Here is a 14,270-nt window from a genome sequence, read left to right as displayed (position 1 = left end):
TTAACGCAAGGGGCCGCGCCAGCGGGGCCCGATTGATGCGCAGTTTACCCGACTGTCGCCCCCGTGGTCGCCCGCCGCTGTTGCAGCGCCTGCAGACGCTCGATGACGTAGCGCAGGTGCACGTGCAGTTCGTACAGCTCGTTGGAGTAGGACAGCGGCACGTCCACCTTGGCCAGTTCGTCCTCCAGTTGCTCCAGGCGTTCGATCTCGTCGTCCAGGTGCGCGGGCAGGCTGCCCCTGTGCAACTGCCGGTCGATGTCGCGCAGGTGTTTGTACCAGCGATAGATGCGCGCGCGGATGCGCCAGCGGTACAGCGGGCCGATGGCCTTGAACAGCGGGAACAGCAGGACCAGGAGCGGGATGGCGAGGATGATGTAGCGGTCGGCCAGCGAGGCGATGCGGAACGGCAGGAAGCGCTGCAGGATCGGCAGGCCGTTCTTGTAGTATACTCGGCTTCGTCGAGGGTTTGCAGCGTGCGCGGTGGCGCAGCCGGGTAGTGGTCGGCCGCGTCGAGCAGGTTGCCGTCCTTCAGGACCTCGCGGGCGGCGGCGAGAATCAGTGGGGTCAGCGAGGGGTGGAAGGCCTCGTTGGCCATCAGGGTCGCGACCGGGCCGAGGGTGACGATATCCTGCGCCGGCGTGTTGTTGGCCAGGTCGAGCAGGCCTTCGCCGACGTCGAGGCGGCTCAGGTAGGGCAGGCGCGCCTGGTAGGCGCTGCTGCGACCGAGCCCGACCAGGCGCAGCTGCGGCTGGCTGGCCAGCTGCTGGATCAGGGCATTCTCTGCCGGGCCGAGGAAGAAGCCGGCATCCAGCTCGCCGGCGATCAGCGCCTCGGCGGCGCGTTTGCCACCGATGGCCTGCCAGGACGCCGGGTAATGCTGCGCGGTGATGCGATTGGCGTCGAGGAGCGCGCCGACCACGGCGCCGGAACCGCTGTTGCGGGTGCCGATGGCCACGCGCAGATCGAGCAGATCCTTGACCTGGGTGAACGGTCGCTCGGCACGGATGAACAGCCACAGGGGCTCCTGATACATCACCCCGAGGCCGAGCAGCTCGTCACGCTCGGCGGCGGACAGGGCCAGTTCCTGTCCGCTTTGCACCAGGGCCAGTTGCACCTCGTTGGCGCGCAGTTTGCCCAGGTTGTCCAGGGAACCGCCGCTGGGGACCAGCTCGAGGGTGAAGCCCTCCTTGGCCAGCTCGTCGCGCAGCTTTTCGCCGAAGGCGTGGTAACCGCCCCCGGCGGCGCCAGTGGCCAGGCTGGCGTGCATGGGCGGTGGTGGCGCCACGAAATAGAACAGGGCCGCGACCAGTACGGCGAGCACCGGCACGATCCACAGGTTGGCCAGCAGAATGATCCTCAGGTCTTTGAGTACGCGCGGCATGCGGGCTTCCTTTCAGCGAGTCCTGCCCAAGGATAGAGGCAGAGGGCGCCGGCGGTCACCCCACGGGCGCATTCTGCCTGCGCTGCTCACGTCGGTGCTCGAGCAGCATCAGCAGGCCGAGCAGCCCCAGAGCGTACAGCGCATCGACCCCCAGCATCAGCAGGATGGCGGCGCAGAGCAGGGCGCTCAGGCCGGCCAGCCAGCGCCACAGCCCTTCGAGCAGCACCCAGCCGGCCGCCATGCTGAGCAGGTAGATGAGGATGAAGTTGCCGTTGGCGTAGCGGATCAACTGATCCAGCGACAGCGACAGGCTCCAGGCCAGCAGCGCACACAGGGCGCAACTGGCGACCACCAGCAGCAGGGCGCGGCCGGGTACGCCCTGGGCATTGCGCACGGCCAGGCGCCGCGGCAGCTTGCCCTCGTCGGCCAGGCTCCAGATCAGTCGCGAGAACCCCTGGATGTAGACGTTCATCGAGGCGAAACAGGCCAGGTAGCCGATGCTCGCGCTGAGCCAGCGGGCCTTCTCGCCCAGCAACAGGTCGAGCATGCGCGGCAACGACGCGGCATCGCTGCGCGCATCGCCATAGGCGTGGAAGCTCAGTACCGCGACCGAACAGGCCCAGTACACCAGCCCGGCCAGCAGCACGCCGAGCAGCAACGCCAGGGGGAAATCGCGGCGCGGATTGCGGAACTCCTCGCCCAGGTGGGTGAAGGCCTCGATCCCGACGAAGCACCAGAACATCACGCCCAGGGCAACCGGCAGCAGGTGCCAGGCGCCTTGCAGAGGTGGCAGCAGCGGTTGTCCGGCATGGGGCAGGTCGCCCAGCCACCAGATCAGCGCGATGGTGGCGATGATGACCAGGGCGATGGCGACCTGCACGCCGCCCGAGGTGCGTGCCGGACGCTGGCCGAGGAGCAGGATGGCGCCCAGGGTGAGCAACTGGATGGCCAGGGTGGCGGGGCCGCCGAGGTCGAACAGGGCCTGCCAGAAACCACTGGCGATGTTCAGCGCGGCCGGCAGGCCCACGGGCAGCACCGCCAGAAACAGGAAGGCGCTCAGCCGCTCCATGCGCTCGCCAAAGGCGCGGCCGATCAGGTGCGGGGCGCCGCCGGCATGGGGGTAGCGACGTCCCAGCTGGGCGAAGGTGAAGGCCACCGGCAGCACCAGCAGGATCAGGACCAGCCAGGCCCACAGCGACACGTCGCCGGCGGCGCTGGCGGCCAGGGCGGGGACCACGAAGATGCCGGTCCCCAGCAGCGAGGTGCACAGCAGGCCAATGCCTTGCAGTAGCCCCAATTCCTGATTCAGTCGACTCATGTTGTATGCTCTGGCTGCTCGGCCGCGCCCATTCACGGCGTGTTGACGACGCTGACCCGCTGGTCGGCCGCCAAGGGACTCATGGTAAATCCAGGTCCTGGCAAAGGCTGCTGGCGAAGCGTCGGCGATGACCGACGAAATGGCGGAACTGCCCGTCACCCTGTTTCCTGCACGAGAGCCCGAGTGGATAAGTTCGATCAACGCCTCATCGCCCTGCTGCGCAGCGACGCGCGCCTGACCGTCACCGCGATCGCCCAGCGGATCAATCTATCGCGCTCCGCGGTCAGCGAGCGCATCCGCCAGCTGGAAGCGTCTGGCGTCATCCAGGGCTATCACGCGCGTATCGCCGAGCCCTCCACGGTGGCGGTGCGCGCCTACCTGGAACTGTTCTATCAGGGTGGGCGTTGCGAGCAGTACGTCGAGCGCATGCGGGCATTCGCGGAAGTACGCCGCTGCTCGGGCATCAGCGGCGAAACCGACATGCTGATCTACCTCGAGGCAGGGTCCATGGAGCGCCTGGCCGAGGTGCGCGGCGAGATCGAGAATTTCCCCGGCGTGACCAAGGTGAAGACGCACATGGTGGTGAAGGACTGGGTGATGTGATTCAGGCTTTGGCGCCCGAACTCGCCGCCTCTGCCTGCAGTCGCGCGACCAGGTCCGGCAGTTCATCCATGCGCCCGATCAGGTGCTCGACGCCCAGTTGGCGCAATGTCTCGCCGTGCTCCGGGGGAATGTGGCTGGCGCCGAGAAAACCGACCACCTGCATGCCGGCCGTGAGCGCGGCGGTCGCCCCCGTGACGCTGTCTTCCACCACCAGACAGTGGCGCGGGTCGACGCCAGCGGTGCGTGCGGCCAGCAGGTAGAGGTCCGGCGCGGGCTTGGGACGCTCGACCTGGTCGGCACTGAAGACGCCGCGGTTGACGCGTTCGGTCAGATCGCAGCGTTGCAGGGCGAAGGTCACCGCGTCGAAGTGGCTGTTGGAGGCCACGGCCAGGGGCAGGTCGATCTTCAGGAGGGCGTCGTGCACGCCGGCGATCGGCTGTACTTCACTGCGGATCAGTGCCTTGATGATGGCGCGGTTTTCTTCGAGAAACCCCTCGGGCAGCAGTGTGCCGAAATGCGCTTCCGCCCGGGCCACGATGTCGCGGCTCTGCAACCCGAACGTGCCGGCAAGCACCACGTCCAGCTCATGAACGGGATAGTGCTCGGCCAGCGCCTTGTGCAAATGCCGTTCGGCGATGATCTCGCTGTCGATCAGGACGCCGTCGCAATCGCAGATCAGCAGGTCGATGGGGCGGGGAGGTTGCATGCGTGGGGATCTCCTGAAGGCTGGAGCCCCTGTGTAACACAGATTCCCGCTCAACTCGAAGAACCCGACACGGCCTGCTCGGCCGGGCGTTGCAGCAATAACAGCGGCAGGCCGGCGGCCAGCACCAGCAGGCCGAGCAGGGCGCCGACCCCGGCATACAGGGTGCTGGCCCAGAACAGGCCCAGGCAACTGCCGGCGAACAGCAGTGGCGTGAGCGGGTACAGGGGCACGCTGAACGGCCGTTCGCGGTTTCCCTGCAGGCGCCGCAGGCGCAGCAACGACAGGGCTGTCAGGCACATGAACAACCAGAATACCGGGGCCGTGTAGGCGACCATGGTCTGTACGCCGTTCTCGCTCAGGGCGCCGAACAGGATCAGCGGCAGGGTGATGGCGCACTGCACCAGCAGCGCCCGCACCGGGGTCGCCGCGCGGTCGTTCCAGGCGCCGAGCAGGGACAGCTGCGGCACATCGCGGCCGAGCGCGTAGTACACCCGCGAGCCGGTGAGGATGGTGGCATTGAGCGTGCTCAGGGCGCTGAGGCAGATCAGCAGGCTCAGCAGCACCGCGGCCCAGGGCCCGGCGACTATGGCCATCAGGTCGGCGCCCACGGCATTGGACTGGCGCAGGCCCTCGAGGCCGAAGATGTTGATGAACACCAGATTGGCCAGCAGGTAGACCGCGGTGACCACCAGGGTGCCGAGCAGCAGCACGCGGCTCATGTTGCGCCCCGGATTGCGCAGTTCGCCGGACAGGTAGGCGGCTTCGTTCCAGCCGCCGTAGGTGAGCAGCACGAAGACCATGCCCATGCCGAGCATGCCGGCCAGGTTGACGTCGCCGCTCTGCGCGGTCGGCGTGCTGGCCGCGGCGGGCTCGGCGAGCAGCAGGCCGGCGACGATCACCAGCAGCAGGGCGCCCACCGTGAGGCTGGTGAACAGCACCTGCAGGCGCTTGGATTCGTGGGTGCCGAGGATATTCAGGCCGGTCAGGGCCAGTACCACCAGCGTGGCGTGCCAGGCATTGCCGTGCTCGCCCAGTGGCAACAGACGTTGCGCATAGTCGCCGTAGATGAAGGCCACCGCGGCGATGGCGCCGGTCTGGATCACCGTGCCCCGGGCCCAGGCGAACAGCAGGCTGATCTGCCGCCCCCAGGCCAGGTTGAGGTAGTGGTATTCGCCACCGCGGTCCGGGTAGCCGGCACCGAGTTCGGCATAGCACAGCGCGCCGATCAGCATCACCAGGCCGCCGGCCAGCCACAGGCCGATATAGGCGCCAGGGCTGGCCGCGTGCTGGGCCACCAGGGGCGGGAAGCCGAAGATGCCGACGCCGATCACCACACCGACCAGCATGGCCACACCGTCGGTGACCGAGAGGCCGGGTTGTCGTGCCGCTGGGGAGGTATTCATGCTCAGCTCCGTTGTGCGCTCCAGCCGGCGACCGCGCCTTCCGCGGACACGGCGTTGATGCGGTCGCCTTCGATCTGGCCGACATACAGCTTGTCGTTGACCGTGAAGCGCAGTTCGTTGCCGTTCAGGCGTCCGCGCACGGCTTGCTGGCTTTCGGTACTGCCGGCCACTTCCTGGAAGCGCTGGGTCAGTTCGACATTGAAGGATTCGCCGTCCGCCTCGACCCGCCAGGAGCCGGCGACCTTGGCCGGTACTATCCACAGGTAGACGCGCGCACCCCCGACGATGTCGCTGCGGTCGGGTTCCCAGTCCTCCATGCTGAAGGCATGGGAGACCACCCGGGTACCGGGCTCGAGGGTGTCGAGAATGACCGGGCGCAGGCGCATGTTGACCGTCGACAACAGGTACATGGTCAGCACGTTGGCCTCGGAGATGTCTTTCTTGAACAGGTCGCCCTGCTCGAAACTGACCTTGTCGCTGACGCCCGCCTGCTCGGCATTGCGTTCGGCTTCCTCGATACGCTCGGGATTGAGGTCGATACCGTAGGCCGACTTGGCGCCGCGATCGCGTACCGCGGAGATGGCGATGCGGCCGTCGCCGGAGCCGAGGTCGATGACATAGTCATCCGGGCCGACATCGGCCATCTCCAGCATGCGCGCCACCACCGGTTCCGGCGTCGGTACGTAGGGGACGTCCAGGGCGGGTGTCTGGGCCAGAGCCCCGGGAAGCTGCAGCAGGCTCAGCATGCCGAGCGACAGGGCGAACAACGAGAAGGGGCGAGCGGAGGCGGGTTTCATCGGCGGATACTCCTCAGCAAGGGCGGTAGGGGGGTGAAATTTCCGACCGAAGGCCTTGGCCCAAGGTTCTCCTCAATAACGTCGGGGGCTCGGCGAATGGCGCCGAAATTGCTCCAAGCGCAGGTTTTACGGCGCCTGCGAGTATGTAACCTGATGTGAACCGGGTGCCGTGCGATTGCCTTGAACGGGGCGAAAGGGCATGGTTGGCAGGATTTTCCCGCCTGGCGACACGGCTTGCGCCGAAACGGCAACAGAACTAGTGTCGCGACACCGATCAAATGTCGGCCGCGCGGTATCTACACGGGCTTCAGCAATGAGCGTGCAACATTAGGAGCCGCGCCCTCGCGGCGAATCGTGGCCATCGCGCGTTTTTGCAGCATGGCCGCCAGCGCATCGCGCCGAGGTCGACGCGCCTACAGGCGAACCCTGATTGCGAACGGGCTCTTGCGGGCCAGGGCTCAAGACGCTATCCACGGAAGTCCGACATTTCATGGTTGACACGACACTAGGAACTCACCCTTCACGATGCGTCTTCTGCACACTTCCGACTGGCACCTGGGCCAGCATTTCATGGGCAAGACGCGCCAGGCCGAGCACCAGGCCTTCTGTGCCTGGCTGATCGAGCAGGTGCGCCAGCAGCAGGTCGACCTGGTGCTGATCGCCGGCGATGTGTTCGACACCGGGTCGCCGCCCAGCTATGCCCGTGAGCAGTACAACCACTTCGTCGTGGCGCTGCGTGACAGCGGCTGCCAGCTGGTGGTGCTGGGCGGCAACCATGACTCGGTGGCGATGCTCGGCGAGAGCCGCACCCTGCTGGCGCAGCTCGGCACCCGGGTGGTTCCGGGCGTCCGCGAGCGTCTGGACGAGCAGTTGCTGGTGCTCGCGGACGCCGCTGGCCAGCCCGCCGCGCTGCTCTGCGCCATTCCGTTCATCCGTCCGCGCGACGTGTTGCGCAGCGAGGCCGGGCAGAGCGCCGCGGACAAGCAGCTGTCGCTGCAGCAGGCGATCCACGGGCATTACCAGGCTCTCTTTGAGCTGGCCCTGGCGCGCCGTGACGAACTGGGCGGTGATTTGCCGGTCATCGCCAGCGGCCACCTGACCACCGTCGGCGCCAGTGCCAGCGAGTCGGTGCGGGAAATCTACGTCGGCGCGCTGGAAGCCTTCCCGACGTCGTCCTTTCCCGCCGCCGATTACATCGCTCTTGGGCATATACACCGGCCGCAGAAGGTCGGCGGCCTGGAGCATATCCGCTACAGCGGCTCGCCGATCCCGTTGAGTTTCGACGAGGCCCGCCAGCAGAAGGAAGTGCTGCTGGTGGACGTGGACGCCAGCGGCCTGCGCCAGGTGCGCGCCTTGCCGGTGCCGAATTTCCAGCCTCTGCAATCGCTGCGTGGCTCACTGCAGAGCCTGCCGCCGATACTCGCCGAAGCCGCCCGGGCAGGCACACCGCAGCGCCCTGTGTGGCTGGAGGTGCAGGTCGAAGGCGACGATTACCTCAGTGACCTGCAGGTGCGCATCGCCGCCTTGTGCGAGGACCTGCCGGTGGAGGTGCTGCGCATCCGCCGGGCGCGCGGCAATGCGCTCGCCAGCTGGCATGGCGAGCAGCGCGAAACCCTCGACGAACTCGATCCCGAACAGGTGTTCGACCAGCGCCTCGCCGCCGAGACGCTGGCGCCGGAGCAGGAGCAGCGTTTGCGTGGGTTGTACCGGCAGATAGCGAGCGAACTGCGGGAAGGCCAGGACTGAGGCCAGGCGGTGGCGCATGCGCAGCGGCGGGCTTGCCAGCAGAGCCTCCCGGGCCGCGCCTGGCAGGCTGGCTGAAACCTTGAAACAATTGAACGGTGAAACGCGCGTTGAAGGGTGCGCCAATCGGCACTAGGGTCTTCTGGTGACGTCTCAGCGCCCGCCCGAAGGGGGCGTGCTGAAACCTCGACAGACCCTCTTGTACGGACAACCAGCGGGCGCAAACGGGACTGGGGCGCGTGGCCAAGGCGCAAGCAGGCATTCGCTTGCGACGCGGCCTATCGACGCCTGGGACAGAAGGGAATCCGCGGGGGGCGCCACCGGTTCCCCTTCGACCGAGCGCCAGCAGTCTTCCACCTCCAAGGAAGTTCGACGATGAAAACACTCATCTGCTTCATGCTCCTGAGCGCCTTGCCCGGCATCGCCTTCAGCCAACCGGCGACCACTTCCACCGCCGATATCCAGGCCATCACCGCCTTGGTGGATCGCTACCAGCAGGCCCGTGTAGAGCAGGACGCCACGGCCATTCGCGCGCTGCTCACCGATGACATCGACCAACTGGTGTCTTCCGGCGAATGGCGCCATGGCATCGAGGGCGCCCTCAGCGGCATGCAGCGCAGCTCCGCGCAAAACCCCGGCGGACGCACCCTCACGGTGGAAACCGTGCGTCTGGTCGACGCCGACAGTGCGATTGCCGACGCCCGCTACGAACTGCCCAATTCCGACGGCACGCCGCGCCGTATGTGGAGCACCTTCGTGGTGGTGCGCGACGGCGGCGAGTGGAAGATCACGGCGATTCGCAATATGCAGCCCAGCGGCTATCAGTAGCGGGGGGCCGCCAAGGCGATCGACTCTCCCCCCGCTTGGCTTGCCGCTTAAGGCTGCTTCTTGGGTAGCAGTTCCAGCAGACGGCCGCCGCTGCCATCCTCCAGCAGCCAGAGGCTGCCTTCGGGGCCTTGCTCCACTTCGCGGATGCGTGCGCCCATGGCGTAGCGCTCCACTTCGCGGGCGTTGTCGCCATCGAAGGCGACGCGCACCAGCGACTGCGAAGACAGCCCGCCGATCAGGCCGCTGCCGTCCCAGCCGGGAAAGCGCTGGCCCTGGTAGATGACGAAACCGGCCGGGGAGATCACCGGGTTCCAGGTGATCTTCGGCGCTTCGAATTCAGGGCGGGTGTCGTGGTCGGGGATCGGCTTGCCGCCGTAGTGGTTGCCGTTGGAAACCTCGGGGTAGCCGTAGTTCTCGCCGCGCTTGATCAGGTTCAGCTCGTCGCCGCCGGCCGGGCCCATCTCGTGAACCCAGAGTCTGTCCTGGGCGTCGAAGGCGATGCCGAGCATGTTGCGATGACCCAGCGACCAGACCTGGGCGGCCACCTCGCCCTGGTCGGCGAAGGGGTTGTCGCCGGGCAGGCTGCCGTCGTCGTCGAGGCGGACGATCTTGCCCAGGTTGCCTTGCATGTCCTGGGCGGGGGTGAATTTCTGCCGCTCGCTGGAGGTGATCCACAGCTTGCCATCCGGGCCGAAGGCGAGGCGATGGCCGTAGTGGCCGCCGCCGCTGACCTTGGGCGTCTGTCGCCAGATCACGCTCAGCTCGGTCAGCGCGCCGCTGCCGTCCTGGTTGAGCTGCAGCTTGGCGCGGGCCACCGCCGCGCCGCGGGTATCGCCATCACCGGCTTCGGCGTAACTGATGTAGACCCAGCCATTGCTGGCGTAGTCGGGGTGCACCAGCACATCGCCGAAACCGCCCTGGCCGCCGTAGGCGACTTCGGGTACGCCGGCGATATCACCGGCCTTGCCGCTCTTCGGGTCGAAGTGCTTGAGAGCGCCGCGCTTTTCGGTCACCAGCAGCGTGCCGTCGGGCAGGAAGGACATGGCCCAGGGCTCGTCGAAGCTGGCCCGGGGTTCGGCGGTGAATGGCCACTGCGCCTGGGGCAGGGCGTCGGCGGCCTGGGCGCCGAGAGCGGCGAGACTGAGGGCGATACCACCCAGGAGGTGGTGGACGGGACGGGCCATGGCGAATCTCTCTCCTTGTGAACGAACGATCACGTTACCTGCCGCCCTGCCAGTGGCGCAGGGCGTTTTTGTTACGATGCGCGTCAGGCCGGTTGGTTCGCGCCCATCGAGACCATGACGGGCGCAGGCGGGCCGTAGCAAGGTCAAGGCCGGCGCTACGGCATGGGCGATCCCGGCGCAACGGTGCCACAATAGCCATTCTGCCGTGACCCGAGCCCAGTCCCGCTTTCATGAAAATCCTCAGCCTGCGCCTGAAGAACCTCAACTCGCTCAAGGGCGAGTGGAAGATCGATTTCACCGCCGAGCCCTTCGCCAGCAACGGCCTGTTCGCCATCACCGGGCCGACCGGGGCAGGCAAGACCACGCTGCTCGACGCCATCTGCCTGGCGCTGTATCACCGCACGCCGCGTATGGAGCGGGTCGGTGGCGAGAACGAACTGATGACCCGGCATACCGCCGAATGCCTGGCCGAGGTCGAGTTCGAGGTGCGCGGCCAGGGCTACCGGGCGTTCTGGAGCCAGCGCCGGGCGCGGGACCGGGCCGACGGTGCATTGCAAGGCGCCAAGGCCGAGCTGGCGCAGCTGGATGGGCAGATCATCACCGACAAGCTCAGCGAAAAACCCCGTGAGGTGGAGCGCCTGACCGGCCTCGATTTCGGCCGCTTCACCAAGTCGATGCTGCTGGCCCAGGGCGGCTTCGCGGCCTTTCTCGAAGCCTCGGCCAACCAGCGCGCCGAATTGCTGGAAGAACTCACCGGCACGGAAATCTACGGCCTGATCTCGCAACGGGTGTTCGAACAGACCCGTGAGGTCAAGGCCAGCCTGGATCAACTGCGGGCACGGGCCGAGGGCGTCGAGTTGCTCGGCACCGAGCAGCGCCAGGCGCTCGCCGACGAGGTCCGGCAGTTGGCCAGCGAGGAAAGCGCAACGCAGGCGCAACTGGCTGAGGCGGGTCGACAACGCCAGTGGCTGGTCGATCTGGGCCGGGCCGAGCAGCAGGTGAGCGGCGCTGCGACACAGGTCGAGGCGGCTGCCCAGGCCGAACGTGAGGCTGCGGGCGAGTTGGCGCGTTTGCACAACAGCGAGCCGGCGCAGCGCCTGCAGCCGGTGTACCGGACTCACTGCGAGGCGGCCCGCGCCCTGGCCGCCAGCCAGGACGAGCAACAGAACCACCAACGCGAACAGGCAGCGCTGAACGCGCGGCTGCAGCAGGCCCTGGGCGAGGCGGCACGGACCAGTGCCGCCCTGGCCCTGGTCAGGCAGCAGGCATTGCAGGCACTGGGGGATGAATGCCAGGCACTGGATGGCCAGTTGCAGGCCTCGGCCAGCCTGGGCCAGCTGGAGCCGCAACTGAGCGGCTGGCAACACGCCTTCGAGCTGCGCCAGCAGTTGCGGCAGAGTAGCCAGGAACTGCGGCAGCGGGAACACGCCGGGGCCGCTCAGCTCGAGCAGTTGCAGGCCGCTCTGGACGGATATGCCCAGGCCCTGGCGGCGTCTGCGCAGAGCAAGGCCCAGGCCGAGAAACTGGCCGCCGAGGTCGAGGCGCGTTGGCATACGGCGCTCGACGGGCGCAGCGACGCGGACTGGCGCGCGACCTGGCAGGCGGTGCATGGCCGGGGCGTCGCCCTGGAGCAACTGGCGCAGCTGGACGAGCGGCGCAGTCAGTTGTTGCAGCAACAGCAGCGGGTCGCCGCCGCCCTGGCACAGCAGCGCCAGGCCCTCGGCGAACGCGAGGCCGAGCGTGCGAGCCTGCGCGAGCGCTATCGGCAGATGAAACAGCGCCTGAACGACCAGGAGAAACTGCTGGAACAGGAGCAGCGCATCCAGGCCCTGGAGGCCTACCGCGCCCAGCTGCAGCCCGGCGACGCCTGCCCGTTGTGCGGCGCCCACGAGCACCCGGCGGTGGCGGCCTACCAGGCGCTGGACGTCCCGCAAACCCGCCGTGAGCGCGATGCCGCCCGGCAAAGCCTGGACGCGCTGGCCGAGCAGGGGCAGAACCTGGGCAATCAGGTGGCGGCCTTGCAGACCCAGGTGGCGCAGGGCGAGGAGCAGGCACAGGAGCTGCAACGGCAGCTGGATGCGCTGGCGAGTGCCTGGCAGCGCCAGGGCGAGCGACTCGACCCGTTGCCCGAGGACGAGCGGGCCCTGGCCGCGGCCAAGACCCGGCAGATCGCCGAACTGGTCGAGGTGCAACGTACCCTGAGCCTGCTCGATGGCCTCAAGCAGGAGCTGGAGCAGGCGCGTCAGGCGGCGCAGATCGCCGGCCACAAGCATGCCGCCGCGCTGCAGCAGCAGGCGGCGCTGGAGCACGAACGCGACCTGCTGCAGGCGGCGCAACAGGCTCTACAGGAACAGTTCGCCGCCCAGCATGAGCGCCTGCGGCAGGCCGAAAGCGGCCTGGCGGCGGAACTGGCCGCGTTCGGCCACGGCCTGCCGGAAGACGGTGCGGCCTGGCTGGCTGCGCGCCAGCAGGAGGTCGACCAGTGGCAACAGGCACAGCAGCGTCGGCAACAGCTGGCGCAGCGCCAGCCGGGCCTGGAACTGCAGGCGGCCGAGGCGCACAAGCAGGCGCAACACTGGCTATCGCGCTGGCAGCAGGCCGGTGGCGCGCCATTCGTGGCGACGCGACAGACGCAGGCCGAAGAGCGCTTGGAACAGGCCCAGGCCGACTGCCGGGCCGCCGAGCACCGGGCGCTGGAACTGCAGGGCACGCTGGCGGCCATTGCCCAGCGCCTGGCCGCTCAGCAGCAGGCGGCACAGGCCGCGGCCGGGCAATGGCAGGCGGCGCTGGGCGACAGCCCGTTCGCCGACGAGGCCGAGTTTCTCGCGGCGCTGCTCGACGATCGCCAGCGTGAGCAGCTACAGGCGCTCAGGCAGCGCCTGGAAAAGGCCCGGACCGAAGCCCAGGCGCTGCATGCCGCGGCGCAAGGGCAACTGGCCGCGCTGCGTGCCGAACCGCAGACCGGGCACAGCGCCGAGGACCTCGACGAGCGCCTGCAGGCCTTGCAGGCGACGCTGAAACAGCTCGGCCAGCGCCAGGGCGAAATCCACGGCCAACTGCAGGGCGACGACAAGCGTCGGCTCGATCAGCAGGCGCTGTTCGAGGCCATCGCCACGCAGCAGGGTGAGTACGACAGCTGGCAGCAGCTCAACAGCCTGATCGGTTCGGCCGATGGCGCCAAGTACCGGCGCTTCGCCCAGGGCCTGACCCTCGGCCATCTGGTGCACCTGGCCAACGGGCAGTTGCGGCGTCTGCATGGTCGCTATCAGCTGGCGCGCAAATCCCTGGGCGAACTGGAGCTGGAGGTGATCGACACCTGGCAGGGCGACGTGGCCCGCGACACCCGCACGCTGTCCGGCGGCGAGAGCTTCCTGGTCAGCCTGGCCCTGGCCCTGGCGCTGTCCGACCTGGTCAGCCACAAGACCCGGATCGACTCGCTGTTTCTCGACGAAGGCTTCGGCACCCTGGATGGCGAAACCCTGGAAGTGGCTCTGGATGCTCTGGACAACCTCAATGCCAGCGGCAAGATGATCGGCGTGATCAGCCATGTCGAGGCGCTCAAGGAACGGGTGGCGGTGCAGCTCAAGGTGAGCAAGGGCGTGGGCATGGGCTACAGCCATCTGGAGAAACGCTATGCGCTATAAAGTTGTTGGCCTTTGCATGCTGGCTGGGCTCGCCCACGGCGATGAACTGCAGCGCGATTTCGATCTGCAAGCCATGGACGAGCAGGGTTGCATGCTCGGCAACGCGACCGCGCAGGCGCCGACCCTGACCTTGATGGCGGCCGCCTATGGAGAGTCCGAAGAGCGCAAGGGAATGGCGCTGGCGCAGATGAAAAAAGCGCTCGAGGCTGGCTGCCCGGTCGATGAGCCCGACCAGATGGGACTCTCCGCCCTCAACGGCGCCATCCTTTATGGCGAGCCGGAGTTGGTAAAGCTGCTGCTCGAGCGCGGCGCCGACCCGCGCCGCAGGATCGTCAGCCCGAAGACCACGCTCGATGGTCTCGACTCCTTCGCCTTTCTTGAACTGCTCGGCGAGCGGGACGACAAGCGCGACCGCAAGACCATCAGGAAATTGCTCGACGACAAACGCTAGGAACTTCTTCACCATCCTTCAAGCTTCAAGCCAGAAACCAAGCGTGGATGTTACGCCTGACCCGCTTTTAACTTGCCGCTTGAAGCTTCAAGCTTATGGCTATGAATAATTCCGAGCGGAACCATCCGCACGTCAGGGCCATCTGTTGTAGGTATTTTTTTATCGCCCTTGGTGGGCGGCGTGCAGATTCCTCCATTACTCCAGGGACGCCC

Annotated in this window: 10 protein-coding genes and 1 pseudogene; 5 read left to right on the top strand and 6 right to left on the bottom strand. The window is 67.5% G+C overall.

Annotated features, from left to right (window positions below; genetic code table 11):
- Positions 1-44: 44 nt before the first annotated feature.
- A pseudogene (locus DNK34_RS11950) lies at positions 45-1,381 on the bottom strand (TAXI family TRAP transporter solute-binding subunit).
- Positions 1,382-1,436: 55 nt separating this feature from the next.
- Positions 1,437-2,699, bottom strand: coding sequence for an L-methionine/branched-chain amino acid transporter (gene yjeH, locus DNK34_RS11945; RefSeq protein ID WP_131175116.1), 1,263 nt, complete (start codon positions 2,697-2,699; stop codon positions 1,437-1,439).
- Positions 2,700-2,882: 183 nt separating this feature from the next.
- On the opposite strand from yjeH, the gene DNK34_RS11940 reads away from it, so the two are divergent.
- Entirely contained in the window at positions 2,883-3,302 is a 420-nt protein-coding gene (locus DNK34_RS11940; protein ID WP_131175115.1) for an Lrp/AsnC family transcriptional regulator, read from the top strand.
- A gap of 1 nt (position 3,303) precedes the next feature.
- Here the strand turns inward: DNK34_RS11940 and DNK34_RS11935 are convergent, their stop codons facing one another.
- Genes DNK34_RS11935 through DNK34_RS11925 form a run of 3 tightly spaced genes read right to left on the bottom strand, consistent with a single transcriptional unit; the run spans position 3,304 to position 6,208 of the window.
- The gene (locus DNK34_RS11935; RefSeq protein WP_131175114.1) at positions 3,304-4,008 is read right to left on the bottom strand and encodes an HAD family hydrolase; all 705 of its coding nucleotides are present in this window, start codon (positions 4,006-4,008) and stop codon (positions 3,304-3,306) included.
- Between the two features lie 50 nt (positions 4,009-4,058).
- Positions 4,059-5,411, bottom strand: a complete 1,353-nt coding sequence (locus tag DNK34_RS11930; protein ID WP_131175113.1) for an APC family permease — start codon at positions 5,409-5,411, stop codon at positions 4,059-4,061.
- A gap of 2 nt (positions 5,412-5,413) precedes the next feature.
- Entirely contained in the window at positions 5,414-6,208 is a 795-nt protein-coding gene (locus tag DNK34_RS11925; RefSeq protein ID WP_131175112.1) for a methyltransferase domain-containing protein, read from the bottom strand.
- Positions 6,209-6,733: 525 nt separating this feature from the next.
- Here DNK34_RS11925 and sbcD point away from each other — a divergent pair.
- The gene (gene sbcD, locus DNK34_RS11920) at positions 6,734-7,954 is read left to right on the top strand and encodes an exonuclease subunit SbcD (RefSeq protein ID WP_131175111.1); all 1,221 of its coding nucleotides are present in this window, start codon (positions 6,734-6,736) and stop codon (positions 7,952-7,954) included.
- Between the two features lie 372 nt (positions 7,955-8,326).
- Complete coding sequence (locus DNK34_RS11915; protein WP_207390766.1) at positions 8,327-8,779, top strand: YybH family protein; 453 nt, start codon at positions 8,327-8,329, stop codon at positions 8,777-8,779.
- Positions 8,780-8,826: 47 nt separating this feature from the next.
- Here DNK34_RS11915 and DNK34_RS11910 read toward each other — a convergent pair whose 3' ends face one another.
- Positions 8,827-9,963: a PQQ-dependent sugar dehydrogenase gene (locus tag DNK34_RS11910; RefSeq protein ID WP_131175110.1), complete on the bottom strand. Its 1,137-nt coding sequence runs from the start codon at positions 9,961-9,963 to the stop codon at positions 8,827-8,829.
- A 230-nt stretch (positions 9,964-10,193) separates the two neighbouring features.
- Here DNK34_RS11910 and DNK34_RS11905 point away from each other — a divergent pair, with 230 nt between their 5' ends.
- Positions 10,194-13,607 carry an AAA family ATPase gene (locus tag DNK34_RS11905; protein WP_131175109.1) on the top strand — a complete coding sequence of 1,138 codons (3,414 nt, stop codon included), beginning with the start codon at positions 10,194-10,196 and terminating at the stop codon, positions 13,605-13,607.
- Positions 13,597-14,058, top strand: coding sequence for an ankyrin repeat domain-containing protein (locus DNK34_RS11900; RefSeq protein ID WP_131175108.1), 462 nt, complete (start codon positions 13,597-13,599; stop codon positions 14,056-14,058). Before DNK34_RS11905 ends, DNK34_RS11900 begins: the two co-directional genes overlap by 11 nt.
- The last annotated feature ends 212 nt before the right edge of the window (positions 14,059-14,270 follow it).

This window comes from Phytopseudomonas dryadis (genome assembly GCF_004327355.1).
GTDB classification, from domain to species: Bacteria; Pseudomonadota; Gammaproteobacteria; order Pseudomonadales; family Pseudomonadaceae; genus Aquipseudomonas; species Aquipseudomonas dryadis.
This window is presented reverse-complemented; position numbering and strand designations above follow the sequence as displayed.